This window comes from Microbacterium sp. AR7-10, from assembly GCF_001878835.1.
Taxonomy (GTDB): domain Bacteria; phylum Actinomycetota; class Actinomycetes; order Actinomycetales; family Microbacteriaceae; genus Microbacterium; species Microbacterium commune.
Genome location: NZ_MJIR01000059.1, coordinates 1 through 26,775, shown reverse-complemented (window position 1 = coordinate 26,775; position 26,775 = coordinate 1). Strand labels below are relative to the sequence as shown.

At 69.6% G+C, this 26,775-nt stretch carries 25 protein-coding genes, 1 tRNA gene and 2 pseudogenes; 13 read left to right on the top strand and 15 right to left on the bottom strand.

The features are described 5' to 3' along the window. Nucleotides 1–6: 6 nt before the first annotated feature. Nucleotides 7–804 carry an SURF1 family protein gene (locus BFN01_RS08040; protein ID WP_071643490.1) on the top strand — a complete coding sequence of 266 codons (798 nt, stop codon included), beginning with the start codon at nucleotides 7–9 and terminating at the stop codon, nucleotides 802–804. A 31-nt stretch (nucleotides 805–835) separates the two neighbouring features. Here the strand turns inward: BFN01_RS08040 and BFN01_RS08035 are convergent, their stop codons facing one another. The 10 genes and pseudogenes from BFN01_RS08035 to sufB all read right to left on the bottom strand — a co-directional run bounded on the left by BFN01_RS08035 (nucleotide 836) and on the right by sufB (nucleotide 8,621). Next, entirely contained in the window at nucleotides 836–2,434 is a 1,599-nt protein-coding gene (locus BFN01_RS08035; RefSeq protein ID WP_071643424.1) for an ABC-F family ATP-binding cassette domain-containing protein, read from the bottom strand. A 126-nt stretch (nucleotides 2,435–2,560) separates the two neighbouring features. Beyond that, a complete protein-coding gene (locus BFN01_RS08030) occupies nucleotides 2,561–3,157 on the bottom strand; it encodes an energy-coupling factor transporter transmembrane protein EcfT (RefSeq protein ID WP_071643417.1) in 597 nt (198 codons plus the stop codon). Next, nucleotides 3,154–3,834, bottom strand: coding sequence for an energy-coupling factor ABC transporter ATP-binding protein (locus tag BFN01_RS08025; protein ID WP_083428720.1), 681 nt, complete (start codon nucleotides 3,832–3,834; stop codon nucleotides 3,154–3,156). The genes BFN01_RS08030 and BFN01_RS08025 overlap by 4 nt, the downstream gene beginning before the upstream one ends. Further along, the gene (locus BFN01_RS08020; RefSeq protein ID WP_071643415.1) at nucleotides 3,831–4,433 is read right to left on the bottom strand and encodes a biotin transporter BioY; all 603 of its coding nucleotides are present in this window, start codon (nucleotides 4,431–4,433) and stop codon (nucleotides 3,831–3,833) included. Before BFN01_RS08020 ends, BFN01_RS08025 begins: the two co-directional genes overlap by 4 nt. Before the next feature lie 154 nt (nucleotides 4,434–4,587). Beyond that, entirely contained in the window at nucleotides 4,588–4,917 is a 330-nt protein-coding gene (locus BFN01_RS08015; protein WP_071643408.1) for a metal-sulfur cluster assembly factor, read from the bottom strand. Between the two features lie 9 nt (nucleotides 4,918–4,926). Continuing rightward, nucleotides 4,927–5,697 carry a Fe-S cluster assembly ATPase SufC gene (gene sufC, locus BFN01_RS08010; RefSeq protein WP_071643404.1) on the bottom strand — a complete coding sequence of 257 codons (771 nt, stop codon included), beginning with the start codon at nucleotides 5,695–5,697 and terminating at the stop codon, nucleotides 4,927–4,929. After that, entirely contained in the window at nucleotides 5,698–6,024 is a 327-nt protein-coding gene (locus tag BFN01_RS08005) for a non-heme iron oxygenase ferredoxin subunit (RefSeq protein ID WP_071643402.1), read from the bottom strand. Further along, nucleotides 6,021–6,717, bottom strand: a pseudogene (locus tag BFN01_RS15815) (SufD family Fe-S cluster assembly protein); the annotation flags it as partial. The pseudogene BFN01_RS15815 and the gene BFN01_RS08005, both read right to left, overlap by 4 nt. 2 nt (nucleotides 6,718–6,719) lie before the next feature. Next, nucleotides 6,720–7,152: pseudogene (locus tag BFN01_RS15810) on the bottom strand (Fe-S cluster assembly protein SufD); the annotation flags it as partial. A gap of 50 nt (nucleotides 7,153–7,202) precedes the next feature. Continuing rightward, nucleotides 7,203–8,621: a Fe-S cluster assembly protein SufB gene (gene sufB, locus BFN01_RS07995; protein WP_071643400.1), complete on the bottom strand. Its 1,419-nt coding sequence runs from the start codon at nucleotides 8,619–8,621 to the stop codon at nucleotides 7,203–7,205. A 238-nt stretch (nucleotides 8,622–8,859) separates the two neighbouring features. On the opposite strand from sufB, the gene BFN01_RS07990 reads away from it, so the two are divergent. Further along, nucleotides 8,860–9,972, top strand: a complete 1,113-nt coding sequence (locus BFN01_RS07990) for a heme A synthase (RefSeq protein WP_071643398.1) — start codon at nucleotides 8,860–8,862, stop codon at nucleotides 9,970–9,972. Nucleotides 9,973–10,044: 72 nt separating this feature from the next. On the opposite strand, the gene BFN01_RS07985 is transcribed toward BFN01_RS07990, so the two are convergent. Next, nucleotides 10,045–10,980, bottom strand: a complete 936-nt coding sequence (locus tag BFN01_RS07985) for a heme o synthase (RefSeq protein WP_071643396.1) — start codon at nucleotides 10,978–10,980, stop codon at nucleotides 10,045–10,047. Between the two features lie 258 nt (nucleotides 10,981–11,238). On the opposite strand from BFN01_RS07985, the gene tkt reads away from it, so the two are divergent. The 6 genes from tkt to pgl are packed head-to-tail and all read left to right on the top strand — an operon-like array spanning nucleotide 11,239 to nucleotide 19,367. Further along, nucleotides 11,239–13,338: a transketolase gene (tkt, locus tag BFN01_RS07980; RefSeq protein ID WP_071643394.1), complete on the top strand. Its 2,100-nt coding sequence runs from the start codon at nucleotides 11,239–11,241 to the stop codon at nucleotides 13,336–13,338. 25 nt (nucleotides 13,339–13,363) lie between these two features. Next, entirely contained in the window at nucleotides 13,364–14,476 is a 1,113-nt protein-coding gene (gene tal / locus BFN01_RS07975; protein WP_071643392.1) for a transaldolase, read from the top strand. Then, the gene (locus tag BFN01_RS07970) at nucleotides 14,473–16,071 is read left to right on the top strand and encodes a glucose-6-phosphate isomerase (protein ID WP_071643390.1); all 1,599 of its coding nucleotides are present in this window, start codon (nucleotides 14,473–14,475) and stop codon (nucleotides 16,069–16,071) included. Before tal ends, BFN01_RS07970 begins: the two co-directional genes overlap by 4 nt. 34 nt (nucleotides 16,072–16,105) lie before the next feature. Beyond that, nucleotides 16,106–17,650 (top strand): glucose-6-phosphate dehydrogenase, encoded by a 1,545-nt coding sequence (gene zwf / locus BFN01_RS07965; RefSeq protein WP_071643388.1) that lies wholly within the window; start codon nucleotides 16,106–16,108, stop codon nucleotides 17,648–17,650. Continuing rightward, the gene (locus tag BFN01_RS07960) at nucleotides 17,647–18,582 is read left to right on the top strand and encodes a glucose-6-phosphate dehydrogenase assembly protein OpcA (RefSeq protein ID WP_071643386.1); all 936 of its coding nucleotides are present in this window, start codon (nucleotides 17,647–17,649) and stop codon (nucleotides 18,580–18,582) included. The genes zwf and BFN01_RS07960 overlap by 4 nt, the downstream gene beginning before the upstream one ends. Nucleotides 18,583–18,587: 5 nt before the next feature. Further along, on the top strand, nucleotides 18,588–19,367 hold the full coding sequence (gene pgl, locus BFN01_RS07955; protein ID WP_071643488.1) for a 6-phosphogluconolactonase: 780 nt from the start codon (nucleotides 18,588–18,590) through the stop codon (nucleotides 19,365–19,367). 35 nt (nucleotides 19,368–19,402) lie between these two features. Here pgl and BFN01_RS07950 read toward each other — a convergent pair whose 3' ends face one another. Then, the gene (locus BFN01_RS07950) at nucleotides 19,403–20,374 is read right to left on the bottom strand and encodes a DMT family transporter (RefSeq protein ID WP_256221083.1); all 972 of its coding nucleotides are present in this window, start codon (nucleotides 20,372–20,374) and stop codon (nucleotides 19,403–19,405) included. 73 nt (nucleotides 20,375–20,447) lie between these two features. On the opposite strand from BFN01_RS07950, the gene def reads away from it, so the two are divergent. The 3 genes from def to BFN01_RS07935 all read left to right on the top strand — a co-directional run bounded on the left by def (nucleotide 20,448) and on the right by BFN01_RS07935 (nucleotide 22,644). Continuing rightward, nucleotides 20,448–21,014 carry a peptide deformylase gene (gene def / locus BFN01_RS07945; RefSeq protein WP_083428718.1) on the top strand — a complete coding sequence of 189 codons (567 nt, stop codon included), beginning with the start codon at nucleotides 20,448–20,450 and terminating at the stop codon, nucleotides 21,012–21,014. A 48-nt stretch (nucleotides 21,015–21,062) separates the two neighbouring features. Further along, nucleotides 21,063–22,049 (top strand): diaminopimelate dehydrogenase, encoded by a 987-nt coding sequence (locus BFN01_RS07940; RefSeq protein ID WP_071643382.1) that lies wholly within the window; start codon nucleotides 21,063–21,065, stop codon nucleotides 22,047–22,049. Between the two features lie 76 nt (nucleotides 22,050–22,125). Continuing rightward, entirely contained in the window at nucleotides 22,126–22,644 is a 519-nt protein-coding gene (locus tag BFN01_RS07935; RefSeq protein WP_083428717.1) for a universal stress protein, read from the top strand. Nucleotides 22,645–22,669: 25 nt separating this feature from the next. Here the strand turns inward: BFN01_RS07935 and BFN01_RS07930 are convergent, their stop codons facing one another. Further along, nucleotides 22,670–23,344, bottom strand: coding sequence for a response regulator transcription factor (locus tag BFN01_RS07930; protein ID WP_071643380.1), 675 nt, complete (start codon nucleotides 23,342–23,344; stop codon nucleotides 22,670–22,672). Between the two features lie 199 nt (nucleotides 23,345–23,543). Between BFN01_RS07930 and BFN01_RS07925 the strand changes: the two genes are divergently transcribed. Further along, complete coding sequence (locus BFN01_RS07925; RefSeq protein WP_071643378.1) at nucleotides 23,544–25,220, top strand: GAF domain-containing protein; 1,677 nt, start codon at nucleotides 23,544–23,546, stop codon at nucleotides 25,218–25,220. A gap of 115 nt (nucleotides 25,221–25,335) precedes the next feature. After that, the gene (locus BFN01_RS07920; RefSeq protein WP_071643376.1) at nucleotides 25,336–25,842 is read left to right on the top strand and encodes a flavodoxin domain-containing protein; all 507 of its coding nucleotides are present in this window, start codon (nucleotides 25,336–25,338) and stop codon (nucleotides 25,840–25,842) included. A 127-nt stretch (nucleotides 25,843–25,969) separates the two neighbouring features. Here the strand turns inward: BFN01_RS07920 and BFN01_RS07915 are convergent. Both BFN01_RS07915 and BFN01_RS07910 read right to left on the bottom strand, forming a co-directional pair. After that, nucleotides 25,970–26,045, bottom strand: a tRNA-Asn gene (locus tag BFN01_RS07915). Between the two features lie 95 nt (nucleotides 26,046–26,140). Next, nucleotides 26,141–26,775, bottom strand: a 635-nt coding sequence (locus BFN01_RS07910; RefSeq protein WP_071643374.1) for an ATP-binding cassette domain-containing protein, incomplete at its 5' end; no start/stop codon positions are given.

Sequence of the window (26,775 nt, the reverse complement as noted above, 5' to 3'; positions counted from 1 at the left end):
CGTCTGATGCGCTGGGGCATATACCTGCTCGTCGCGATCGGCTTCGCGATCGCATGCGCCTTCCTGTCGCAGTGGCAGTTCGACCGCAACGAGGCGCGTGCGGAGCAGATCGCGCTGGTCGAGCGCAACTACGACGCGGAGCCGGTGCCCGTCGCCGAGCTGCTCGGTGACGACGCAGCGCTCGCGCCGGCCGACGAGTGGCATCCGGTGCTGCTGCGCGGGGAGTACCTCGCCGACCAGCAGCTTCTCGTGCGCAACCGTCCGCACGGCGGCACGAGCGCGTTCGAGGTGCTGGTGCCCTTCCGGGATGAGAGCGGCCTGGTCCTGCTGGTCGACCGCGGCTGGATCTCGTCGGGCGAGGACGCCGTTCCGAAGACGGTTCCCGCGCCCCCCGCGGGCGAGAGCACCGTGGTGGTGCGGCTGCGTCCGGGCGAGCGCCTGCCCTCGTCGGGTCGCAGTGCGCCGGCGGGACAGGTGCCCACGATCCATCTCCCCACGATCGCCGAGCGGGTGAATCCGGCGCTCGTGACGAGCGCCTACGGACAGCTCGTCTCCGAGGATCCGGCCGCGGCATCCGCTCTGGGCGGGTTCACCTCCCCCACCGACGACCCCGGCCCGCATCTGTCGTACGCGATCCAGTGGATCCTGTTCGCGGTGATGGGCTTCGCCTTCATCGGCTACGTCATCCGCATCGAGATCGTGAAGGCGAAGGAGGATGCCGGAGAGCTGCCGACCCGCCAGCCGCGTCGCCGCGACCGGGACGCCGACGACGAGGACGCGCTGCTCGACTCCGCGACACGCTGACCCGCAGCGGTCAGCGCCGCAGGCGAGCGCCTCAGGCGAGCTCGATGAGGTCCTGGTACTCCTTGCTCCAGATGTCCTCGACGCCGTCGGGCAGGATCAGCACGCGCTCGGGATTGAGCGACGCCACCGCACCGGGGTCGTGCGAGACGAGCACGACCGCTCCCTCGTAGTGCGCGAGCGCGCCCAGGATCTCCTCGCGGGAGGCGGGGTCGAGGTTGTTCGTCGGCTCGTCGAGCAGCAGCATGTTCGCCGCCGACACGACCAGCGTCGCCAGCGACAGACGAGTCTTCTCGCCGCCCGAGAGCACGCCGGCGGGCTTGTGCACGTCGTCACCGGTGAAGAGGAAGGATCCGAGCACCTTGCGCGCCTCGGTCTCGTTCAGATCGGGGGCCGCGGAGATCATGTTCTCCAGCACCGACCGCTTCACGTCGAGGTTCTCGTGCTCCTGCGCGTAGTAGCCGATCTTCAAGCCGTGGCCTGGCTCGAGCTGACCCGTGTCGGGCTGGTCGACGCCGGCGAGCAGACGCAGCAGCGTGGTCTTGCCCGCACCGTTCAGCCCCAGCACGACGACCTTCGAGCCGCGGTCGATAGCGAGATCGACGTCGGTGAAGATCTCGAGCGAGCCGTACGACTTCGACAGCCCGGATGCCATCAGCGGCGTCTTCCCGCACGGCGCGGGCTTGGGGAAGCGCAGCTTCGCGACCCGGTCGACCTGACGCACCTCGTCGAGGCCCGACAGCAGCTTCTCGGCGCGCGCGACCATCTGGTGCGCCGCGGCGGCCTTCGACGCCTTGGCGCCGAACCGCGCGGCCTGCAGCTGCAGCTGGGTGGCCTTCTTCTCGGCGTTGGCGCGCTCCTTCTTGCGGCGCTCCTCATCCGCCACCCGCTGGCGCAGGTAGTTCTTCCAGTTCATGTTGTACATGTCGATGACCTGGCGGTTCGCGTCGAGGTAGAACACGCGGTTGACCGTCTCGCCGACGAGCTCGACATCGTGGCTGATCACGATGAGCCCGCCCTTGTAGTTCTTCAGGAACTCGCGCAGCCACACCACGCTGTCGGCGTCGAGGTGGTTGGTGGGCTCGTCGAGGATCATCGTGTCGGCGTCGGAGAACAGGATGCGGGCGAGCTCGATCCTTCGACGCTGGCCGCCGGAGAGCGTGCTCAGCGGCTGATCGAGGATGCGATCGGGCAGCGAGAGGTTGTTGGCGATGGACGCCGCCTCGGCCTCGGCCGCATAGCCTCCGAGCGCCTCGAACCGCTCGGTGAGGTTGGCGAACTTGCGCATGGCGCGCTCGGCGATCTTCGTATCATCGGATGCCATGTCGTGCGAGGCCGTGGCGATGCCGAGCTGGATCGTGCCCAGACCGCGCGCATCGAGGATGCGGGTCCTGGCGAGCATCTCAGGGTCGCCGATGCGCGGATCCTGCGGGAGGTACCCGATCTCGCCCGATCGTGTGACCTTGCCCTCGGAGGCCAGCACGTCGCCGGCGAGCACCTTCGTCAGGGTGGTCTTGCCGGCGCCGTTGCGGCCGACGAGGCCGATCTTGTCGCCGGCGGCGACCCGGAACGAGACGTCCGACATGAGCACACGTGCTCCGACGCGGATCTCGAGGTCATGCACGGCGAGCACAGCGGTATCCGTTCGTAGAGGGGAGAGCGGCCGAGGGGCCAGCCTCCCAGTATAGTTCGCGGGCGATGCGGGGCCTTTCAGGATGGGAGGACGCCCGCGCCCCCGCCCCACGGCCGGCCCGTGAGGTCAGCGGGCGAGCCCTCGGGCGGTGAGCGCATCGCCCACGTCGTCGGCGTGCTTCATCGCGAGCACGAGCAGGGGCACGGCGGCCCGCACACCGAGCCGCACTCCCCTCGCGCGCTGCGCGTCGCGCACCTGCTCGAGGAGGCCGGCGAGCACGGGCACCATCGTGATCGTCAGCGAGACGGCGAGAGCCGGGGTCTCAGGATCCACGCCGAACACGCGCAGCGGCCGGAACAGCCGGCGCAGCACGTCGAGCAGGTCGCCCGTCCTGGTGGTCCTCGTCACCGCCTCCGCCAGCAGGAGCATGGCCACCACCCGGCCGGTGCTCTGCACCGCGGCGGTGACGTCGACGAAGACGACCAGCGCGCCGCCCAGCACGACGATCAGCCAGCGCAGCCGCCACCAGGCCAGAGCTGTCCCCCGCAGGCCCGCGCCGGTCGAGAGCAGCACGGTCGTGGCCGCACCGAGCAGCACGATGGTCCCGGTCGTGGGCAGACGCGTGATCGAGATGGCCAGCGCGCAGATCGCCAGCGCGAGAAGCTTCCACCCGGCGGGGATCCGGTGCAGGATGCTGTCGCCGGCCCGATACAGGGAGATCACGCGCTGATCCGCCGATACGTCTCGATCACGGCTGGCGGCTCCCCCGTCTCGACCAGGCGCCCGCCGTCGAAGAGCACCGCCGCGTCGCAGCGCGCCGCCAGCTCCAGATCGTGTGTGACGATCACGACCGGCACCGGCAGCGTGAGCAGCAGGTCGGCGATCCGGCGGGCGTTGCGCAGATCGAGCAGCGTGGTCGGCTCATCCGCGACGACCAGCCGGGGATCGGTGCACAGCACCGCAGCTAGCGCCAGCAGCTGTCGCTGGCCGCCCGAGAGCTCGGAGACGGGCTGATCGCCCCGCCCGGCCAGCCCGTACTGCTCGAGGATCTGCTCGACGCGCAGCGTGCGCATCGCTCGCGACAGGGAGCCGAGAGAGAGCGCGAGATCCTCGGCTGGTGTCGGCATGAGGATCTGAGCCTCGGGGTTGGTGAACACGAAGCCCACCCGCGAGCGCACCCTCGCGGCATCGGCCGCCGGGTCGAGTCCCAGCACGCGGACGGAGCCGGAGGTCGGCTGACGCAGCCCGTTGATCATGCGGGCGAACGTCGACTTCCCCGAGCCGTTGGCGCCGATCACCGCCGTGCGTGACGCGGTCAACCGGGTCGTGACGCCACGCAGGATCGGAGCATCGTCGACGACGTAGGACACGTCGTCGAAGGCGATGTGAGCGGTTGTCACCGCGCGGGGACGGGAGTGGCGCCGACAGCTCGCGCAGGCGCGCCGACTCCCGCCGGGAAGGCCCGGGGGTACGCCCGGCGGAGCGCGACCGCGAGCACGGTCGCCAGCGTCGCCTTGATCAGGTCGCCGGGAAGGAAGGCGACGGTCGACAGCGCCGTCAGGTCGAGCGGCACGCCGGTGACAGCGGCCTGCACCGGGATCCCGAAGAGGTAGACGACGATGATGCCGCCGACGAGGGATCCGGTGGCCGCACGCCACCAGGTGAAGCGCCCACTGTGCGCGATCAGGCCGATCACGACCGCCCCGACGACCCAGCCCGCCATGTATCCGGCGGTCGGCCCGACAAAGGCTCCGAGCCCACCGCGTCCCCCGGCCAGCACCGGGAGTCCGATCGCCGCGAGTGCGAGCATGAGCAGCACCGACAGCGGCGCACGGCGCGCGCCGAGCACGAGTCCAGCGAGCATGACGCCGAGCGTCTGACCGGTGATCGGAACACCGCTCGGCAGCGGCACCATCACCGTGCCGAGCACGATCACCAGTGCGGCGAAGACGGCGATGCGCGCCAGATCAGCGCTGAGCGGACGGCGGTCGGGAGCCATGGATCCTCCGAGGTCGTGGGTTACGTGCACCGAAGCGGCTGTCACGTTGTCGATTCCCACAGTATTGAGAAGATCCCAGGCGGCGCACGCCGACACCTACAGCGTGGGTCGGCAGATCTTGTCGACCTCGACCCAGTCGCCGACGCCCGTCAGCTCAGATCGCGAACCCGAGGGCGCGCATCATGTCGCGCCCGTCGTCCGTGATCCGCTCCGGGCCCCACGGCGGCATCCACACCCAGTTGATCCGGAACTGCTCGACGACCGAGTCCAGCGCCTGGGCGGTCTGCTCCTCGAGGACGTCGGTGAGCGGGCATCCGGCGCTGGTCAGCGTCATGTGGATCACGAGTGCGTCGTTCTCGTCGTCCCACGAGAGATCGTAGATGAGGCCGAGATCGACGACGTTGATCCCGAGCTCGGGATCCATCACGTCCTTGAGAGCCTCGGTGACCTCGTCGAACTTCTCGGAGCTGAGCGTCGCGGTCATGCTCCCAGCCTACGCTTCGATCGGCTCGGCGGGGTCGAGGAAGCGATCGTAGCCCTCCGCCTCGAGCCGGTCGGCGAGCTCGGGTCCGCCCTCCTCCACGATCCGTCCCTTGACGACGACGTGCACGTAGTCGGGGCGGATGTAGCGCAGGATGCGGGTGTAGTGGGTGATCAGCAGCACACCGAGGTTCGTGGCGTCCTTGGCGCGGTTGACGCCCTCGGAGACGATCTTCAGCGCGTCGACGTCGAGACCGGAGTCGGTCTCGTCGAGAACGGCGAGCTTCGGCTTGAGCACCTCGAGCTGCATGATCTCGTGACGCTTCTTCTCGCCACCCGAGAAGCCCTCGTTGACGTTTCGCTGAGCGAACTTGGGGTCCATGCGCAGGTTCGACATGGCCGCCTTGACGTCCTTCGTCCACTGCCGGATCGAGGGCGCCTCGCCGTCGATCGCGGTCTTGGCGGTGCGCAGGAAGTTCGTGACCGTGACACCGGGGATCTCGACCGGGTACTGCATCGCGAGGAAGAGGCCGGCGCGGGCGCGCTCGTCGACGCTCATCTCGAGCACGTCCGCACCGTCGAAGGTGATGGTGCCCTGCGTGACGGTGTACTTGGGGTGGCCGGCGATCGTGTAGGCGAGCGTCGACTTGCCCGAGCCGTTGGGGCCCATGATGGCGTGCGTCTCACCGGTCTTGATGGTGAGGTCGATCCCGTTGAGGATCGGCGTCTCGCCCTGGTCGGTCTCGACCGTTACGTGCAGGTCGCGGATCTCGAGAACAGACATTCAGACTTCCTTAGTGACAGTGGGGTCGATGAGCACGTCGTCACCGTCGATCTCGACGACGAACACCGGGACGGGCTCGTAAGCGGGGAGGTTGAGGGGGTGGCCGGTCTCGAGCGAGAACGCCGAGCCGTGGGCCCAGCATTCCAGCGTCTTGCCTTCCACGAACCCCTCGGAGAGCGAGATGTCGCCGTGCGTGCAGCGGTCGCCGATCGCGTGGATCTCGTCGTCGCTGTCCTTCACGATCGAGATCGCGATGCCGTCGAGCTCGACGCGCAGCGGCGTGTCCTGCTCCAGCTCGCTGACACTGCAGGCGCGCTGTGCGCTCATCGGGTCACCGCCTCGAGCTCGGCCTCGAGCGCGGCGGTCAGCTCGTCCTGCAGCGTCGGGATGCCGATGCGCTGCACGACCTCGGTGAGGAAGCCGAACACGACCAGGCGGCGCGCCTCCTCCTCGGAGATGCCTCGCGCCTGCAGGTAGAACAGCTGCTCGTCGTCGAAGCGACCCGTCGCACTCGCGTGTCCCGCCCCGGCGATGTCGCCGGTCTGGATCTCGAGGTTCGGGATCGAGTCGGCGCGGGCGCCCTCGGTGAGCACGAGGTTGCGGTTCGCCTCGTACGAGTCGGTGCCGGTCGCGTCCGGTCCGATCAGCACGTCGCCGATCCAGACGCTGTGCGCGCTCTGACCGTGCAGCGCGCCCTTATACAGCACATCGCCCGTGGTGTGCGCACCCTTGTGGTGCAGGTAGACCTGGCTCTCCAGGTGCTGGCCGGAGTCGGCGAACGACAGCCCGTACAGGTAGCCGTGCGACCCGGTGCCCGCGAGCTCGACGTTCGGGTTCACCCGCACGACGCCGCCGCCGAGGCTGACCACGATGTGCGTGAGCTCGGCGTCGCGGTCGACGCGCGCCTGGTGGGCGGCCGCGTGCACCGCGTCGTCCTCCCAGCGCTGCACGGTCACGACCTTGAGCTTCGCGCCGTCGCGCACGATGATCTCGACGTTCTGCGCGTACTCCGCCGTACCGNNCGGTGGCGACGCTGTGGCGTCCGGCCTCGATCACGAGGTGCGCGTCAGCGCGGCCGCCGCTGCCGTCGATCGTCACGACGATCGGCTCTGCGACCTCCTCATCGGCCGGGATGCTGAGGTGCAGCGCCTCGGCCGCACCCTGCCATGCCACGGCCGAGACGACGTCCTCCGGGACGAAGAACTCGCCCCGCGGCGAGGCGCCGTGCGCGAGCGGCGCGCTGACGTACTGCTCGTGACTGAAGGTGTAGGTGACCGCGTCGCTCGCGGCTGCGGTGTCGAACAGCGTCTTCATCTGCGCGACGGGGGTGTGCTTCCAGTTGACCTCACGGCCGGTCGGAACGCCGAAGTCGTCCGGGTCGAACGACCTCGGACGCTCGGAGCGGGTCTGCACCGGCACGAAGCCGGCGCTCGCGACCTGCGCGGCAGGGTCGATGTGCGCGTTCGTCTGCGGCGCCAGCTCGGGCGCCTGGGTGGGGGCCGTCATCAGCCGACCGATCCTTCCATGCCCATCTCGATGAGCTTGTTCAGTTCCATCGCGTACTCCATGGGCAGCTCGCGTGCGATGGGCTCGATGAACCCGCGCACGATCATCGCCATCGCCTCGGTCTCCTCGATGCCGCGGGACTGCAGGTAGAAGAGCTGCTCCTCGCTGACCTTCGAGACCGTGGCCTCATGACCGAGCTGGACATCGTCGACGCGGATGTCGATCGCCGGGTACGTGTCGGAGCGCGACTGCGTGTCGACGAGAAGCGCGTCGCAGACCACCGAGTTGGCGGAGTGGTGCGCAGCGGCGTCCACGCGGACCTCGCCGCGGTACCCGGCGCGGCCGCCGCCGCGGGCGATCGACTTCGACACGATCGACGACTGCGTGTACGGCGCCATGTGCACCATCTTCGCGCCCGCGTCCTGGTGCTGACCGGGACCGGCGAAGGCGACCGACAGGGTCTCGCCCTTGGCGTGCTCGCCCATCAGGTAGATGGAGGGGTACTTCATCGTCACCTTGGAGCCGATGTTGCCGTCGACCCACTCCATCGTCGCGCCCTCGTGGGCGACCGCGCGCTTGGTGACGAGGTTGTAGACGTTGTTCGACCAGTTCTGGATCGTCGTGTAGCGCACGCGGGCGTTCTTCTTCACGATGATCTCGACGACGGCCGAGTGCAGCGAGTCCGACTTGTAGATCGGGGCGGTGCAGCCCTCGATGTAGTGGACGTAGCTGTCCTCGTCGGCGATGATCAGGGTCCGCTCGAACTGACCCATGTTCTCGGTGTTGATGCGGAAGTACGCCTGCAGCGGGATCTCGACGTGAACGCCCTTGGGCACGTACACGAACGAGCCGCCCGACCACACCGCCGTGTTGAGCGCGGCGAACTTGTTGTCGCCGGTCGGGATCACGGTGCCGAAGTACTCCTCGAAGAACTCGGGGTGCTCGCGCAGCGCCGTGTCGGTGTCCATGAAGATGACGCCCTGGGCCTCGAGGTCCTCACGGATCTGGTGGTAGACGACCTCGGACTCGTACTGCGCGGCGACGCCGGCGACGAGACGCTGACGCTCGGCCTCGGGGATGCCGAGACGCTCGTAGGTGTTCTTGATGTCGTCGGGAAGGTCTTCCCAGCTCTGCGCCTGCTTCTCGGTGGAGCGGACGAAGTACTTGATGTTGTCGAAGTCGATGTCGCTGAGATCCGCACCCCAGGTGGGCATCGGCTTGCGGTCGAACAGCGACAGCCCCTTGAGGCGGGTCTTCAGCATCCACTCCGGCTCGTTCTTGAGAGCGGAGATGTCGCGCACGACGTCCTCGGAGAGACCGCGGCGCGCGCTGGCTCCGGCGGCATCGGCGTCGTGCCAGCCGAACTCGTACACCCCCAGCCCATCCAGTTCCGGGCGGTCGATCAGGACATCCGACATGACACACTCTCCTCAACACGGCCCAGACGGTGTCATCCGCCCCGGCACACCGGTTCCCCGTCGAGTCTTCGGGAAAAGGATGCCGCTCATGGGCCCTCATCTTCGGCGCGAGACTCGCGCCTAAACTGTCGGTGAGGGAATCCGCGCTGTGTGCGCCCCTCATCACAATCCCGATTCTACAGGTTCCGCCTCGCGAGCGGGCCGCGCCCGCCTGTCGATTCCGCGAACCGGAGGCACCATGAACCACAACGCCGCTACGGATACCCTCCCGCGCAGGCGCACGCCGGGCGACACCCTGACCTGGCTGCCGACGACGATCGGCCGACGGCTGCGCGTCTTCGCGTGGCTGTCGTTCGCCGCCGAGGTGCTGATCATCGGCACCGGCGGCGCCGTGCGGCTGACCGGCTCCGGCCTGGGCTGCACGGAGTGGCCGCTGTGCACGCCGGAGTCGCTCGTGCCGATCCTCGAGGTGCAGGGCGTGCACGGGGCGATCGAGTTCGGCAATCGGGTGATGACCGGCGTCGTGGGTCTGCTCGCGCTCGCCGTGCTCATGCTCACGCTGCACGTCATCAGCGGACGCCGACTGGTGCTGCGCGCCGTCTGGTTCGCGCTCGGCGGCATCGCCGCAGGGGTCGCGGTGTACATCGCGGCGTCCGCGCTGGGTCTTCCGGATGCGGCGCTCATGTCCGCCGTGCTGCTCCTCGCGGTGCTGGTGGGAGCCGTCGACTCGCTCCGGCAGACGACCGAGCGGCGCGACCTCGCCGTCCTGGCCTGGGTGGTGCTGGTGGGCGTGATGGCGCAGGCGGTCGTCGGCGGCTTCGCGGTGATCAGCAGCCTCAACCCGTTCCTCGTCGGCTTCCACTACACGGTGTCCCTGCTTCTCGTGTGCGTCACGGCCCTGTTCCTCGTGCGCCTGCGCGCGCAGCCGGGCAGGCGCATCCCGGCCGTTCCGGCCTGGTTCTCGATCACGGCGCATCTCACCGGTGTCGCGCTGGCTCTCACGATCGTCTTCGGCGTGCTGACCACGGGCTCAGGCCCCCACTCCGGCGACATCGACATCCAGCGGCAGGGCTTCGACGCCAGCATCCTCGCCCACGTGCACGCCTGGCCGGGCTACGTGCTGGCAGTCCTCGTGCTGATCCTGGCCGTGTCGGCGTGGGTGCTGAAGCTGCCGCCGCGCCGGTGGATGCTCGTGCTCGTCGTCGCGATCCTCGTGCAGGTCGGCGTCGGCGTGCTGCAGGCGCGCACCGGTCTGCCCCCGGTGCTGGTCGGCATCCACATGGTGCTCGCCGCGCTGTCTGCCGCGACGTACACCGTGGTCATCACCAGACTGAAGAAGCCCGCGGCCTGACCAGACTCGCCGCCACGAACAGGCCCCCGCCGGANNTCCGGCGGGGGCCTGTTCGTGATGTCGATCGGAGGATCAGAACGGCAGCAGCGGGTCGACCGCGACGGCGACGAAGATCAGGGTGAGGTAGGTGATCGACGCGTGGAACACCCGCATCGGCCGCGCCTCGTCGCCGTGCACGGCCCGGTTGTACAGGCGGTGCGACTCGTAGATGAACCAGCCGCCGAAGACGAGGGCCGAGACGGTGTAGACGAGTCCCATGTGCGCGACGGGCACGAGCAGCAGCGAGCACGCGACGGTCGCCCACGCGTACAGGATGACCTGCAGACCCACCTGCGAGGCCGACCGGGTGACGCCGAGCATCGGCACGTCGACGTCGTCGTAGTCGTCCTTGTACTTCATCGACAGCGGCCAGTAGTGCGGCGGCGTCCAGAGGAAGACGAGCACGAAGAGAACCAGCGGCGGCCAGTCGAGCGACCCGGTGACGGCGCTCCAGCCGATCAGCACGGGGAAGCATCCCGCGATGCCGCCCCAGACGATGTTCTGCTCGGTGCGGCGCTTGAGGATCATCGTGTAGATCACGACGTAGAAGAAGATGGCGATCACCGAGAGCGTCGCGGCGAGCCAGTTGGTCGTGAGCAGCAGCCAGACGGTGGATGCCACGGCCAGCACCCACGAGAAGACCAGGGCACCGCGCGGAGAGACCTCGCCGGTCACGAGCGGCCGGTTCTCGGTGCGCTTCATGTGCACGTCGATGTCGCGATCGAGGTACATGTTGAACGAGGCCGCCGAGGATGCGCTCATCGCACCGCCGATGACGGTCGCGATGACGAGCCAAAGATCGGGCATCCCGCCCTCGGCCAGGAACATCACCGGAACGGTGGAGACGAGCAGAAGCTCGAGTACGCGAGGCTTGGTGAGGGCGATGTAACCGCGGATCCTCTGACCGAGCGAGTGATGAATCGCGGCGGTCTGCGATGTCGTCGAGATCGCGATCCCCTCCTTATACATGGCGGATGTGCCCCCATTCTATGCCACCAGGCGTGTCGAGCCCGGCCTTCGGCGGGTGACTCGGCACGCCGCTCAGAACCCGCGCCGAAGGGGGTCTGCCGCGGCCGTGCCGTCGCGTGCAACACACGCCGACCCGTCGTGTGCGCACCGCTATGCTGAAACCCACTCGCGCACCCGCTGCTGTGCACATCCACTCCGTGAAGACGAGGAAGGCGCAGGAATGCGGGAGCGTCCCCGAGCGTCTAAAGGAGTATGGCTGTGGCAGAACTGCACTGGGATGAGATCGACCGACGAGCGGTGGACACCGCCCGGGTGCTCGCGGCGGATGCTGTCGAGAAGGTGGGCAACGGCCACCCCGGCACGGCGATGAGCCTCGCTCCCGCGGCGTACCTCCTCTACCAGCGCGTGATGCGTCACGACCCCACCGACACCGACTGGCTCGGCCGTGACCGCTTCATCCTGTCGGTCGGCCACTCCTCGCTCACGCAGTACGTGCAGCTGTACCTCGGCGGCTTCGGACTCGAGCTCGAAGACCTCGAGTCGCTGCGCACCTGGGGTTCGAAGACCCCTGGGCACCCTGAGTACGGGCACACCAAGGGCGTCGAGATCACCACCGGTCCCCTCGGTCAGGGCCTCGCGTCAGCTGTCGGCTTCGCGTACGCCGCCCGGTACGAGCGCGGGCTGTTCGACCCGGATGCCGCCGCCGGCACGAGCCCGTTCGACCACTTCGTCTACGTGATCGCCGGTGACGGCGACCTGCAGGAGGGCGTGACCAGCGAGGCGTCCTCGCTGGCCGGCCACCAGCAGCTGGGCAACCTCATCGCGATCTACGACTCCAACCAGATCTCGATCGAGGACGACACCGATGTCGCCTTCACCGAGGACGTGGCCGCTCGCTACGAGGCGTACGGCTGGCACGTGCAGACCGTCGACTGGAAGAAGACCGGCGAGTACGTCGAGGACGTCGCCGAGCTGCACGCCGCGATCGCCGCGGCGCAGGGCGAGCAGTCCAAGCCCTCGCTGATCATCCTGAAGACGATCATCGGCTGGCCCTCCCCCGGCAAGCAGAACACCGGCAAGATCCACGGCTCCGCGCTGGGCGCCGACGAGCTGGCCGCGACGAAGAAGGTGCTCGGGTTCGACCCGGAGCAGCACTTCGCCGTCGCCGACGACGTCATCGCGCACACCCGGGAACTCGCGCAGCGGGCGGCCGAGGCGCGTGCCGAGTGGCAGAAGTCGTTCGACGCCTGGGCCGAGGCGAACCCCGAGCGCAAGGCGCTGCTCGACCGTCTCGAGGCGCACGAGCTGCCCGAGGGCATCGCCGACGCCCTGCCGGTCTTCGAAGCCGGCAAGGACGTCTCGACCCGAGCGGCATCCGGACAGGTCATCAACGCTCTCGCCGCCCAGCTCCCCGAGCTGTGGGGTGGTTCGGCCGACCTGGCCGAGTCGAACCTGACGACCATCAAGGGCGCCCCGTCGTTCATCCCGACGGAGTGGTCGACGCACGAGTGGAAGGGCGCCCCCTACGGACGGGTGCTGCACTTCGGCATCCGCGAGCACGCGATGGGCGCGATCATCAACGGCATCGTGCTGCACGGGCCCACCCGCGCGTTCGGCGGCACGTTCCTCATCTTCAGCGACTACATGCGCCCGGCCGTGCGTCTGGCCGCCCTGATGAACGTGCCGAGCATCTTCGTCTGGACCCACGACTCGGTGGCCCTCGGCGAGGACGGCCCGACCCACCAGCCGATCGAGCAGCTCGCGTCGCTGCGACTGATCCCGAACTTCACCGTGGTGCGCCCCGCCGACGCCAACGAGACCGCCGCCGCGTGGCTCGAGCTGCTCTGCCGTCACGGCGGCCCGGCCGGCATCGCCCTGACGCGGCAGAACATCGCCGTCTTCGAGCGCGGCGACGGCGAGGCCTCGGGCGACACGTTCGCCTCGGCGGCGCACACCGCCAAGGGCGCCTACGTGCTCGCCGAGGCGCCGAACGGCACGCCGGACGTGATCCTGATCGCCACCGGCTCCGAGGTGCAGCTCGCGGTCGCCGCGCGCGAGACGCTCGCCGCGGAGGGCGTGGGCGCGCGCGTCGTCTCGGCCCCCTCGCTGGAGTGGTTCGCCGAGCAGGACGAGGCGTACCGCGAGTCGGTGCTGCCGGCGTCGATCACCGCGCGCGTCTCGGTGGAGGCGGGCTCCGTCGCCAGCTGGCGCGGAATCGTGGGCGACCGCGGTCGCTCGATCGGCATCGACCACTTCGGCGCGTCGGCCGACTACAAGACCCTGTTCGAGAAGTTCGGCGTCACCGCCGAGGCGGTCGTCTCGGCCGCACGCGAGACCATCGCCGACGCAGCGCGCTGAGCGCTGCAGAAGGAGAACGAGAGACATGAGCACCCCCACCGAGAACCTCGCGCAGGCCGGCGTCAGCATCTGGCTCGATGATCTGTCGCGCACGCGCATCAGCTCCGGCAACCTCGCGCAGCTGATCGACAGCCGCAACGTCGTCGGCGTCACCACGAACCCGACCATCTTCGCCACCGCGCTGATGGACAAGAACGACACCTCCTACGACGAGCAGACCCGCGAGCTCGCCGCGGCGGGGGCATCCGCCGAAGAGGCGATCTTCGCCGCCACCACCCAGGATGTGGCCGACGCGCTGGACGTCTTCCGCCCGGTGTGGGAGGCGACGAACCACGTCGACGGACGCGTCTCGATCGAGGTCTCCCCCGACCTCGCGCACGACACCGAGGGCACGGTCGCGTCGGCCAAGGAGCTGTGGCAGAAGATCGACCGCCCCAACCTGCTGGTGAAGATCCCCGCCACCAAGGCCGGTCTTCCCGCGATCACCGAGGCGATCGCCACCGGCATCAGTGTGAACGTCACCCTGATCTTCAGCCTGGAGCGGTACGAAGAGGTCATCGACGCGTACCTGACGGGCCTCGAGCGCGCGCACTCCGCCGACTTCGACCTGTCGAGCATCCACTCGGTCGCCTCGTTCTTCGTGTCTCGCGTCGACACCGAGACCGACAAGCGTCTGGAGGAGATCGGCACCGAGGAGGCGCTGGCCCTGAAGAGCAAGGCGGGGCTCGCCAACGCCCGCCTCGCCTACGAGCTGTTCGAGAAGAAGTTCGCCGAGAAGCGCGCTCAGGATCTCATCGCCCTGGGTGCCAACCTGCAGCGGCCGCTGTGGGCGTCGACCGGCGTCAAGGACCCGAACCTGCCCGACACGCTCTACGTGACCCAGCTCGTCGCTCCCGGCGTCGTGAACACGATGCCCGAGAAGACGCTCGAGGCGACCTTCGACCACGGCGAGGTCACCGGCGACACGATCACCTCGACCTACGCCGAATCGCACGAGGTGATGGCGAACCTGAAGGCCGTCGGCGTCGACTTCGACGACGTCACCCGCGTGCTCGAGGAGGAGGGCGTGGCCAAGTTCATCGACTCGTGGCACGGCCTGCTCGAGAGCGTCGCAGGGGTCCTGGACGCCGCACGATGACCGTCTCGGTGCACGTGTCGCAGGCGGCTCAGGCCGCCGTCGAGCAGCTCGTGCCGGGGCTGGTCGACGACCTCGTCGCCTCACGTGTCACCGCAGCCGACAACGACCTGTGGGGTCCGGATGCCTCAGCCGAGGCGTCCGTTCGCCTCGGCTGGGTCGACGCCGTCTCGAACTCGCGTCCGCTCGTCGCGGAGATCGTCGCACTGCGCGACGATCTCCGCGCGCGCGGGATCGACCGCATCGTGCTGGCCGGCATGGGCGGGTCGTCGCTCGCCCCCGAGGTCATCGCGAACACCGCGGGCGTGCCGCTGACCATCCTCGACAGCACGGCACCCGCGCAGGTGCTGCGCGGGATCGACGAGGGCCTCGCCCGCACGGCACTCGTCGTGTCGTCGAAGTCCGGGTCCACCATCGAGACGGACTCGCAGCGCCGCGCCTTCGAGGCCGCCTTCAGCGACCTCGGCATCGACCCGGCCGAGCGCATCGTGGTCGTCACCGATCCCGGATCCCCGCTGGAGGAATCGGCGCGGGAGGCCGGATACCGCGTCTTCACCGCCGACCCGAACGTCGGGGGCCGGTACTCCGCGCTCACCGCATTCGGCCTGGTGCCGGCCGGTCTCGCCGGCGCCGACATCGCCGAGCTGCTCGATGAGGCGGAGGCATCGATGCTGCAGTTCGCCGTCGACTCGACCGAGAACCCGGCGCTGCGACTTGCCGCCGCCATCGTGGGCACGGAGCCCCGCCGCGACAAGCTCGCGCTCATCAGCGACGGCACCCACATCGAGGGGCTTCCCGACTGGATCGAGCAGCTCATCGCCGAATCCACCGGGAAGGCCGGCACCGGCATCCTCCCCGTCGTGCTGCTGCCCGTCTCCCCCGAGGTGGAGACTGCGCCCGCCGATCTGCAGATCGTGCGACTCGTCGACGACGCCGACGAGTTCCACCTGCGCCACCACGGCGAGATCCTCGTCAGCGGCACGCTCGGCGCGCAGTTCCTGCTCTGGGAGTACGCCACGGCGATCGCCGGCCGTCTGCTCGGCATCAATCCGTTCGACCAGCCCGATGTCGAGGCCGCGAAGACGGCCGCACGCGGTCTCCTCGACGCGCGACCGGAGGCGACCACGGCGGCATTCGTCGAGAGCGGCATCGAGGTGCGGGCGTCGGATCCGGGGCTGCTGCGCTCGGGTACGCTCGCCGGTGTGCTCGACGCCCTGTGGGAGCGGCTCGGCGCCGACGGATACGTGGCGATCCACGCGTACGTCGACCGCAACGACATGCCCCAGCTCTCGGGGCTGCGCGAGATGGTGGCCGCCGACTCCGGACGTCCGACCACGTTCGGCTGGGGGCCCCGCTTCCTGCATTCGACGGGCCAGTACCACAAGGGCGGCCCGGCCCAGGGCGTGTTCCTGCAGATCACCGAGCGCACCGACGTGGATCTGGAGATCCCCGGGCGCCCGTTCACGTTCGGGCAGCTGATCGAGGCACAGGCTGCGGGCGACGCGGCCGTGCTCTCCGGTCTCGGTCGCCCGGTCGTCACCCTGACCATCACAGACGCCGTGGATGACGTGCTGGCGCTCTTCGAAGCCGCTCAGTGAGCTCATCCTCACGACTTGGAGATATCCCCCACCGATGACTGCCACCGTCTCCCGCGGACACAACCCCCTCCGCGACCCTGATGATCGCCGCCTGAATCGCATCGCCGGCCCGAGCGCCCTGGTGATCTTCGGCGTGACCGGCGATCTGTCGCGCAAGAAGCTCATGCCCGCCGTGTACGACCTCGCCAACCGCGGCCTGCTGCCGCCCGGTTTCGCCCTCGTCGGCTTCGCCCGGCGCGACTGGGAGGACCAGGACTTCGCGAAGGTCGTGTACGACGCCGTGAAGCAGCACTCGCGCACCGAGTTCCGCGAGGAGACCTGGCAGCAGCTGCTGCAGGGCATCCGGTTCGTGCAGGGCACGTTCGACGACCCGCAGTCGTTCGCACGGCTGCGCGAGACCGTCGAGACGCTCGACGTCGAGCGCGGCACCATGGGCAACCACGCCTTCTACCTGTCGATCCCCCCGAAGGACTTCCCGACGGTGGCGCGCCAGCTGAAGGAATCCGGCCTGGTCGGCGAGGACAGCGACGACGACACCTGCTGGCGCCGCGTCGTGATCGAGAAGCCGTTCGGCGACGACCTGGAGTCGGCTCGGGCCCTCAACAGCGCGCTCGAGGTCGCCTTCCCCGCCGACTCGATCTTCCGCATCGACCACTACCTCGGCAAGGAGACGGTGCAGAACATCCTCGCGCTGCGCTTCGCGAACGAGCTGTACGAGCCGATCTGGAATCGCAACCACATCGATCACGTGCAGATCACCATGGCCGAGGACATCGGCGTGGGCGGCCGCGCGGGCTACTACGACGGCATCGGCGCGGCACGCGACGTGATCCAGAACCACCTGCTGCAGCTTCTCGCCCTGACGGCGATGGAGGAGCCGATCAGCCTGTCGGCCGAGCATCTTCGCGCCGAGAAGGAGAAGGTCCTCGAGGCGGTCCAGCTCCCGGAGGATCTGTCGCTGGCGGCCGCACGCGGCCAGTACGCCGGCGGGTGGCAGGGCGGCGAGAAGGTGAACGGCTTCCTCGAAGAGGAGGGGATGAACCCCCAGTCGACCACCGAGACGTACGCGGCCCTCAAGCTCGAGATCGCCAACCGCCGCTGGGCAGGTGTGCCGTTCTACCTCCGCACCGGCAAGCGCCTGGGACGCCGGGTCACCGAGATCGCGATCGTCTTCAAGCGCGCGCCGCACCATCTGATGGGCCGCGCGTCGGAGATCGGCCAGAACGCCCTGGTCATCCGCGTGCAGCCGAACGAGGGCGTCACGATCCGCTTCGGCTCGAAGGTCCCCGGCGCCGGAACCCAGGTGCGCGACGTGACCATGGACTTCGGGTACGGCCACGCCTTCACCGAGGCGAGCCCCGAGGCGTACGAGCGCCTCATCCTCGACGTGCTCCTCGGCGATCCCCCGCTCTTCCCCCGGCACGAGGAGGTCGAGCTGTCGTGGAAGATCCTCGACCCGATCGAGCAGTACTGGGCATCTCTGGACGAGCAGCCCGAACAGTACGCCCCCGGCTCCTGGGGCCCTGCCTCGGCCGATGACCTCCTTGCCCGCGACGGACGAGTCTGGAGACGCCCGTGATCATCGACATTCCCGACACGACGATCAGTCAGGTCGCCAAGCAGCTCGTCAAGGTGCGCGAAGAGGGCGGCGCCGTCGCCCTCGGTCGTGTGCTGACCCTGATCATCGCCGCCCGCAACGGGGTCGCCGAAGAGGCGATCGAGGCGGCCAACGACGCATCCCGCGAGCACCCGATGCGCGTGATCGTCCTCACCCTCGGCGACGGCGAGGCCCGACTGGACGCGCAGATCCGCGTCGGCGGCGATGCCGGAGCGAGCGAGGTGGTGGTGCTGCGAGCCTTCGGCGACGCGGCGAGCAACGCCGAGAGCCTGGTCACCGGACTCCTGCTGCCGGATGCCCCCGTTGTCGCGTGGTGGCCGGACGAAGCGCCGCTGGATGCCGCGGATTCCCCTCTCGGGCGGATCGCGCAGCGCCGCATCACCGACGCGGCCACGAGCTCCGATGTGCGCGACCGCCTGACCCTGCTGGGCCGCACCCACGCCCCCGGCGACACGGACCTCGCCTGGACCCGCCTCACGCACTGGCGCGAACAGCTCGCAGCCGTGCTCGACCAGCCGCCCTTCGAGGACGTGGTCGGCGCCGAGGTGCGCGGCGCCGCGGCGTCGCCGTCGACCGCGCTGCTGGCCGCATGGCTGCAGATGGCGCTCGATGTGCCCGTGACGTGGTCGTACGAGGATCCGAGCGAGTGGGAGGAGGGCATCAAGTCGGTGCGCCTCACCCGCGCCAGCGGCGACATCCTGCTCGAGCGGCCCTCACCCGGCGTCGCCGTGCTGACCCAGCCCGGCCAGCCCGACCACGAGCTGCACCTGCCGCGGCGCACGCTGCGCGAGTGCCTCGCCGAGGAGCTGCGCCGCCTCGACGCGGATCTGCTCTATGGTCGTGTCATCACCGAGGGCTGGTCGCACCTCGGCCCGCCCGAGCAGGGAGCGTGATCGGCGTGAAGGTCCAGGGAACGACGAAGACCGTGGTCGTCGAGCCCACTCCCGCCGATCTCGCGGCGCGCGTGGCAGACCGCTTCATCACCCGCCTTCAGGCCCGCACCCGCAACGGCCGCATCGCGCACGTGTGCCTCACGGGTGGTTCGATGGGCGGGGCCGTGCTCGCGGCGACCGCAGAGGACCCCCGTTCGGCGGACATCGACTGGTCGCTGGTGCACTTCTGGTGGGGTGACGAGCGCTTCGTCGAGCGCGACGACCCCGACCGCAATTCGCTGCAGTCGCGGCGTGCGCTGCTCGATCACATCCCCGTACCGGCCGAGAACGTGCACGAGGTCGCCGCCCCCAGCGACGGCGTCACCCTCGACGAGGCGGCCCAGGCGTACGCCGCCGAGCTCGCCCGCTTCGCCAGCGTGCACGACGAGTGGCCGTCGTTCGCGGTCTGCTTCCTCGGCGTCGGACCCGACGGGCACATCGCCTCGCTGTTCCCCGATCGCCCCGAGGTGACCGTGACAGACGCCGCGGCGCTGCCGGTGCGCAACTCGCCCAAGCCGCCGCCGGAACGCGTCACGCTGACCCGTCCGGTGCTGAATTCAGCCAAGCGCGTCTGGCTGGTGCTGACCGGTGCCGACAAGGCATCCGCTCTCGGTCTCGCCCTCGCCGGCGCAAGCTACGCCAGTGTGCCGGCGGCGGGCGCGAAAGGGCGCCGCCGCACGGTGTTCTTCGTCGACGAGGCCGCCGCAGCGGAGGTCTCGCCCGAGCTCATCGACCGGGACTACTGAGCCCGGCCGGTCCGGCCGGCCGTGCCTGCTGCGGGTCAGTTCTGCGCGGACGCTGAACCCGTGCCCGGGTCGCTGCCCCGGCGGATGCCGAGCTCCTGGCTGCCGCTGAGCACCTGCGGGTGGTACCGCGCCAGGCTGAACACGCCCCAGATGGCGATCGCTCCGGCGACGACGAACAGGATCACGACCCACAGCGGAGCGGCCGCGGCCTCCCCGAGCACGAGCGCGCCGATGAGCACGGCCACGATCGGATCGATCACCGTGAGGCCGGCGATGACGAGGTCGGGCGGCCCCGAGCTGTAGGCGGTCTGCACGAAGTACGCGCCGACGGCGGCGGCGGCGATCAGGGCGATCACGCAGACCACGGTGAGCCACTCGAAGTCGCCGGCCTGGATGCGGCTGATGACCGCCTTGGCGAGCGTGGCGACGAAGCCGTACAGGATGCCGGCGCCGGTGACGTAGAACAGGGCGCGCATGCGGCGACGCAGGATCAGCCAGCACGCGCCGAGGGCGATGATCACGACCAGCAGGATCGTGAGGATCATGAAGAGGTCGTCGTTGCTGATCGGTCGTTCGGTCGCGTAGAGCGCGGCGAACACGACGAACAGGAAGATGCCGCCGAGACACGCGCCGATCGCGATCAGCGACTGCCGGGTCGGGGTGTGACCGGAGATCCGCGCGTTCAGAAGAGTGGTCACCACGAGCGCGATCGCACCGAGCGGCTGCACGACGATCAGCGGGGCGATGGCGATGGCGCTGAGCTGGCACACGATCGCCAGGGCCAGCATCAGGGTCCCGATGATCCACGACGGGCGTGTGAGCAGCCCCTTCAGCTGTGCGCCGCTGAGACCGGTCGCGCCCTGCGTGCCGCTGAGCCGCTCCACCTTCTCGACGCCGCGATGCTGGTACTGCGCACCGAGCGACATGAAGACCGCTCCGGCCAGAGCCAGCGGGATGCCGAACAGCAGAGCGGGGTTCTGGAACACCCCGACAAGCTGATCGCTCACGTTCCCTGCGAAGTCCGCCCCATGCTGCACCGTCTCACCCTACCTGCCGCTTCCCGCCCGTTAGGGTTGTGGCGTGGCTGTTCTTCCGATTCGCATCATGGGCGATCCTGTTCTGCACGCACCCGCGAGCGAGGTGGGCGAGGTGACCGACGAGATCCGCACGCTCGTCGCCGACATGTACGAGACGATGGAGGCCGCTCCCGGCGTCGGGCTGGCGGCGCCACAGGTGGGCGTGGGCCTGCGCATCTACGTCTACTCCTACGTCGACGATGACGAGAACCCCTGGCGCGGGGAGATCATCAACCCCGTGCTGTGGATGACCCCTCTCGAGCCCGGTTCCCCCGACCCCGAAGAGGAATCCGAGGGCTGCCTGTCGTTCCCCGGTGAGCGCTTCGCGCTGCGCCGCTCGGACCGCGTGCTCGTCACGGGCACGGATCTCGAGGGCCGCGACGTGCGCATCGAGGTCGACGGCTGGCGGGCGCGCATCATGCAGCACGAGTTCGACCACCTCGACGGCGTGCTCTACGTCGATCGCCTCGGCGACTCGGACGCGAAGACGGTGCAGAAGATCGCGCGCAAGCGCGGCTGGCACCGCGGCTCGCACAGCTGGATGCCCGGGGTCGACGACCTCGAGGGCTGAGACTCCCCCACGGACAGACCGCGCTCGCGCGCTACAGAAGAGAGCACCATGAACGCACAGCTGCGCATCGGCATCGTCGGCTACGGCAATCTCGGGCGCGGGGTCGAGCGATCCATCGCCCTGAATCCCGACATGCGCCTCGTCGGGGTGTTCACCAGGCGCGACCCCGATTCGGTCCGCACGGTCGACCCGGCCGTCCCGGTGCGAGGCGTCGACGAGCTCGACGCCATGCAGGACGAGATCGACGTGCTGGTCCTCTGCGGCGGCTCGAAGAGCGACCTGCCCGAGCAGACGCCGCAGCTCGCATCCCGCTTCTCGGTCGTGGACAGCTTCGACACCCACGCGCGCATCCCCGAGCATTTCGCCGCTGTCGACGCCGCGGCGCGGGCAGCGGGGACCACCGCGGTGATCTCGACCGGATGGGATCCAGGGCTGTTCTCGTTGCAGCGGCTCTACGGCGAGGCGATCCTGCCGCAGGGCGAGACGTACACCTTCTGGGGGCGCGGACTCAGTCAGGGGCACTCCGACGCCATCCGCCGCGTGCCCGGAGTCGCGGCCGGCGTGCAGTACACGATCCCGTCCGACGATGCTGTGGCCAGGGTGCGCGCGGGCGAGCGTCCCGAGCTCGGCACGCGGGACAAGCACACCAGGGAGTGCGTGGTGGTGCTGGCGGACGGCGCCGATCCGGATGCCGTGCGCGAGGCGATCGTGAGCATGCCCGACTACTTCGAGCCCTACGACACGACGGTGCGGTTCGTGTCGGCGGAGGAGCTCACCCGCGATCACGCCGGCGCGCCGCACGGCGGCTTCGTGATCCGCAGCGGGACGACCTCCGACGCCTCGTCTCAGACGATGGAGTTCCGACTCGCCCTCGAGTCGAACCCCGAGTTCACCGCCAGCGTCCTCGTGGCGTACGCGCGCGCCGCCGCGCGCCTGCACGCGTCGGGCGACCACGGCGCGAAGACGCCGTTCGACATCGCGCCGGGGCTGCTCTCCCCGAAGACCGCTGAGCAGCTGCGCGCCGAGCTGCTCTGACTCCACACCGATCGCCGCAGCCGCTCATGGGACTTTCGTCCCGGCGCAGCGGGAGGCGGGCGGGCAGGGTGACGTCATGGACACCAACGCCCCAGCGCGCAGCACCGACGCGGCCGACGGCCGACACACCGAGGACGACCGCATCGTCGTCGGCGTCGACGGATCCGCCGCCTCCATCGCGGCGCTGCGATACGGAGCCCGGATCGCCGACGCGCTCGACGCTCCCCTCGAGGCGGTGACCACCTGGACCTATCCGCCGATCATGGACTCGTACACGATCGCCGGCTGGTCGCCGGAAGACGATGCCGAGAAGCTGCTCGATGCCGCGATCGCCGACGCGTTCGCATCCGATCCGCCGGCAGACCTCGTGCGCAGCGTGCTCGCAGGCCCGGCCGCGCCGACGCTCATCGACGTCAGCCGCCGAGCGGGGATGCTCGTGCTCGGGAACCGCGGGCACGGGGGCTTCGTGGGCCTGCTCCTCGGGTCGGTGAGCACGGCATGCGCGGCACATGCGAAGTGCCCCGTGCTGATCGTGCACGCGCACGCGGACGTGCCCGCAGCATCGCGACAGAGCGAGCCGGTCCCGCACCGGTGAGCAGCGGTCTGCGACCGCATCGGGGTCACGGATGCGGCACGGACCGCCCGGCGATCTGCGCATCCATCTGCGCATGCTTGCGATCGTTCTCGAAGAGCGCGGCCTGCGTGCGGTGCTCCAGCCCGAGCTTGGCGAGCATGGTCGAGACGTAGTTCTTCACCGTCTTCTCGGCCAGGCCGAGCCGGTCCGCGATCAGGCGGTTGGTGAGCCCGTCGGCGATCAGAGCGAGGATCTGCCGTTCGCGCAGCCCCAGCGAGCCGAACCGCGGATCGTCTGCGGCCATGGCGCGCATCTGCTGAGCCGCTCGCTGCGCAGCCACCGGGTTGATCAGCCGATGGCCTGCGGCGATGCGCTGGATGGCGTGCACCAGATCCACACCGTGCGCGCTCTTGAGCAGGTACCCTGAGGCGTCCGCGAGGATCGACGCGAAGACGGCATCGTCGTCGTCGAATGCGGTGAACATCAGACAGCGCACCCGCGGATGCCGCTGCCGGATCTCGCGGCACAGCTCCGCGCCGTTGCCGTCCGGCAGCTGCACGTCCAGCACAGCGACGTCGGGCAGAGTGGCCGCGACCCGGCCGAGCGCCTCCCGGCAGGTCGCCGCCTCACCGACCAGCTCCATGTCCGGCTGCGAGGCCAGCAGCTCGGCGACGCCGCGCCGGACGACCTCGTGATCGTCCACCAGGAACACCCGCAGCATGGCGTGGCCCCTCTCGAAGTCGTTCCGACCGCACGCGGCAACGAGGCGGAGCCGCTGTGCACGACAGTACGCGGACGGCGATGAGACCGCATGGGACTTTCGGCCCGACGCGACGGCGCGGGCGCCGGTGGATCCCGCTGTCGGGCGCGCCGCCTCGGACGCTACACTCGGGCTACCAGCCACCGGGAGGTGCTGCAGCGTGGACGCGAACCTTCAGTTTCCCGATCAGCCCAGAGCCGAGCTCGACAAGACGATCGGCGAGCTCATCTCGCACGCTGAGCATGTGCTGGCCGTGCAGGGGCGGCTGCGCGAGCTGCTGACGGCCACACGGTCGGTCATCGACGCCCTCGACATCGACAGGGTGCTGGGCCAGATCGTGCAGTCCGCGATGACTCTCGTCGGCGCCCGGTACGGAGCGCTCGGAGTGATCGACGAGAACCGGACGCTGGAGCGCTTCGTGCACTGCGGGATCCCCGCCGAACAGGTCGAGAGGATCGGCCCGCTTCCGCACGGATACGGGCTGCTGGGGGCCGTCATCGACTCGGCGGAGACGATCCGGCTCGCGCAGATCACCGACGACGCCCGCTCGGTCGGCTTCCCGGAGCACCACCCCCCGATGGACGCCTTCCTCGGTGTGCCGATCCTGCTGCGTGACGAGGTGTACGGGAATCTGTACCTCACCGACCCCGCCGCCGGGTTCTTCACCGAGGAGGACGAGCAGCTGATCCAGGCTCTCGCGAGCACGGCCGCGGTCGCCATCCAGAACGCCCGACTCTACGACGAGGCGCGACGCCAAGAACGGCTGAGCAAGGCGTTCTCCGAGATCGCGACGGCCCTGCTCTCCTCCCGCACCGCCGACGTGCTGAGCGTCGTGGCCGAGCACGTCGCGCTCGTCATCCCCAGTCGGCTGGTCACCATCGCCGTACCCGCCGACAGCGAGAACATCCGCATCGCGGTCGCGCACGGCGAAGGCTCCGCTGACCTCGCCGGCACCACCATCCCCGCCATCACCTCCCTGGCAGCGCGCGCGATCGAGAGCGGGCAGCCGATCATCGACGAGTCACACGAGCGGACGTTCCTCGACGGCCGGATCCTCGTCGGACCCGGCGCCGCGGTCCCGCTGACGGCCTCGGGCCGTGCGATCGGCGCGCTCTGCGTGTTCCGCGAGCGCGCGGAGAGCGGCTTCACCCGCGGCGAACTCGCCACGATCGCGGAGTTCTCCGCCCACGCCGGCATCGCCGTGTCCCTCGCGTGGGCCCGAGCGGATCGTCAGCGCCTGGACATCATCGAGGACCGCGCACGGATCGCGCGGGATCTGCACGATCACGTGATCCAGCGGCTCTTCGCGACCAGCCTCGGCCTGCAGGCCCTGAGCGCAGCGATCCCCGCGCAGTCCGAGCGCATCGACGAGCACGTCAGCGAGCTCGATGCCGCGATCGCAGACATCCGCACGGCGATCTTCACCCTCCGCGGACGGCAGCCGGGGGCGCAGCAGACGCGCGACCGCATCCTCGCTGTCGTCGCCGAACTCGCCCCCGCGCTCTTCCGGCCACCGCGGGTGACCTTCTCGGGACCGGTCGATCTCGCCGTCACGGGCACCCTCGCCGACGATGTGATCGCCGTCGTGCGGGAATCGCTCGCGAACATCGCACGCCACGCGAACGCACAGAACTGCTCGGTCGCTGTGGAGGTCGACGATGCCGGTGTCACCGTCACCGTCGACGACGACGGCGACGGCCTCGGAGAGCGTGCCGGCGTGCCCAGCGGAACCGTGAATCTCGCGCACCGCGCGGCCGATCACGGCGGCGACTTCAGCATCGCCGACGGCACGGACCGGGGCACCAGAGCGCAGTGGCGGGTTCCAGTCACCTCCTGACCCCGGGTCCACGCGGGGCGCTGTGACCAAAGTCCCGGTGCAGCGCCGGCGGTTCCGAGAACATGATGTCAGCGCGGAGCACCACGACGTTCCGCGCGGAGAGTCGGGAGTCAGCATGCGCGCACTCGTCGTCTACGAGACCATGTTCGGCAACACGCGGAAGATCGCGGAGGCGATCGCCGACGGCATGCGCGACAGCGCGCACGTCGATCTCGTCGAGGTGACGGACGCCCCGGACGACATCTCCGACGCGGTCGACCTCCTCGTGGTCGGCGGCCCCACTCACGCGTTCTCGATGTCGCGGTACTCCACCCGGCAGGAGGCCGCGCACCGCGGGGGCCGAGTCGCCGATCTCCCGCGCGGCATACGCGATTGGCTGTCCGATCTGCCGTCCGGTGAGAACAAGCCGATCTTCGTCGCGTTCGACACGCGCGTCGACATGCCGCTGATGCCGGGCGCGGCCTCGCGCTCGGCGACCCGGGCAGCGCGACGGAAGGGATTCACGCACACGGCCGAGCCGGAGAGCTTCCTCGTCGAGGGCTATGAGGGACCGCTCGTGGACGGGGAGCTCGATCGGGCCAGGCAGTGGGGACATTCGCTCACCGCCGGACCTGCGGACTGACGCCTGGAGGGGTCTGCGCACGTGCGCTTCGTCGACAACCGGATCCTGGTGCGCTCGTACTGATCGCGCGACGATCCGAGCGGAGAGACGACGAAACCCCGCCACTCGGGCGGGGTCTCGCAGGGATTGGCTCCCCGGCTTGGACTCGAACCAAGAACCTGCCGGTTAACAGCCGGCTGCTCTGCCAATTGAGCTACCGAGGATCATTCGGTCGTTCCCCGCTGCGCGGGCAACTCCCCCAGCTTAGCAAACTCCACCGGCGCTGCTGAACACACGGCGCCGCCCGGGCGTGGCGGGGTCAGGGCGTGACGTCGCCTTCGGCGTTCGGCGCCCAGATGAGGTTCGATCCGGTGCCTCGAGCCACGACATGACCCGCCCGCAGCAGCAGCGCCTCGGCGTCGAGCTCGCGGATGAACGCGGCGTCGTTCGTCACCAGCAGCGCGGCCATGGCACGCTCGGTGCGGCGGCGGGTGATCGCATCGAAGACGACCGGTCGTACCTCGAGGTCGAGGTTCGCGAGCGGTTCGTCGGCGATGAGCACGTGCGGTTCGAGCATGAGCGCTCGGGCGATCGCGACGCGTTGGCGCATGCCGGCGCTGAGCTCGTAGGGGAACTTCGAGGCGAGCCCCAGCGGCAGGTGCAGCTCGTCGAGCAGCGACGCGACACGGATCGCCAGCGCCCTGCCGTTGACCTTCTTCTCGCGCGACGTGATCGGCTCCGAGATCGCCTCGGCGACGGTGAGCCGGGGTGGCAGCGCCGCGCCTGCCGCCTGCGCGAGGTGACCGGTGAGCGCGGTGAGGGTGCGACGAGCGCGCCCCGGTCTGCGGATGTTCACACCGCACACCGTCGCTCGACCCCCGGCGACTTTCAGCGACGCGTCACCCATCCCGGCCAGCGCGGTCCCGAGGGTCGACTTCCCCGCGCCGGTCGCCC

What these genes read in the sequence shown, in the direction of transcription:
- BFN01_RS08040 (WP_071643490.1), top strand. Translation starts at nt 7, where the DNA reads ATGCGCTGGGGCATATACCTGCTCGTCGCGATCGGCTTCGCGATCGCA.
- BFN01_RS08020 (WP_071643415.1), bottom strand. Translation starts at nt 4,433, where the DNA reads ATGGCTCCCGACCGCCGTCCGCTCAGCGCTGATCTGGCGCGCATCGCC.
- BFN01_RS08015 (WP_071643408.1), bottom strand. Translation starts at nt 4,917, where the DNA reads ATGACCGCGACGCTCAGCTCCGAGAAGTTCGACGAGGTCACCGAGGCT.
- sufC (WP_071643404.1), bottom strand. Translation starts at nt 5,697, where the DNA reads ATGTCTGTTCTCGAGATCCGCGACCTGCACGTAACGGTCGAGACCGAC.
- BFN01_RS08005 (WP_071643402.1), bottom strand. Translation starts at nt 6,024, where the DNA reads ATGAGCGCACAGCGCGCCTGCAGTGTCAGCGAGCTGGAGCAGGACACG.
- sufB (WP_071643400.1), bottom strand. Translation starts at nt 8,621, where the DNA reads ATGTCGGATGTCCTGATCGACCGCCCGGAACTGGATGGGCTGGGGGTG.
- BFN01_RS07990 (WP_071643398.1), top strand. Translation starts at nt 8,860, where the DNA reads ATGAACCACAACGCCGCTACGGATACCCTCCCGCGCAGGCGCACGCCG.
- BFN01_RS07985 (WP_071643396.1), bottom strand. Translation starts at nt 10,980, where the DNA reads ATGTATAAGGAGGGGATCGCGATCTCGACGACATCGCAGACCGCCGCG.
- tal (WP_071643392.1), top strand. Translation starts at nt 13,364, where the DNA reads ATGAGCACCCCCACCGAGAACCTCGCGCAGGCCGGCGTCAGCATCTGG.
- BFN01_RS07970 (WP_071643390.1), top strand. Translation starts at nt 14,473, where the DNA reads ATGACCGTCTCGGTGCACGTGTCGCAGGCGGCTCAGGCCGCCGTCGAG.
- zwf (WP_071643388.1), top strand. Translation starts at nt 16,106, where the DNA reads ATGACTGCCACCGTCTCCCGCGGACACAACCCCCTCCGCGACCCTGAT.
- BFN01_RS07940 (WP_071643382.1), top strand. Translation starts at nt 21,063, where the DNA reads ATGAACGCACAGCTGCGCATCGGCATCGTCGGCTACGGCAATCTCGGG.
- BFN01_RS07935 (WP_083428717.1), top strand. Translation starts at nt 22,126, where the DNA reads ATGGACACCAACGCCCCAGCGCGCAGCACCGACGCGGCCGACGGCCGA.
- BFN01_RS07930 (WP_071643380.1), bottom strand. Translation starts at nt 23,344, where the DNA reads ATGCTGCGGGTGTTCCTGGTGGACGATCACGAGGTCGTCCGGCGCGGC.
- BFN01_RS07920 (WP_071643376.1), top strand. Translation starts at nt 25,336, where the DNA reads ATGCGCGCACTCGTCGTCTACGAGACCATGTTCGGCAACACGCGGAAG.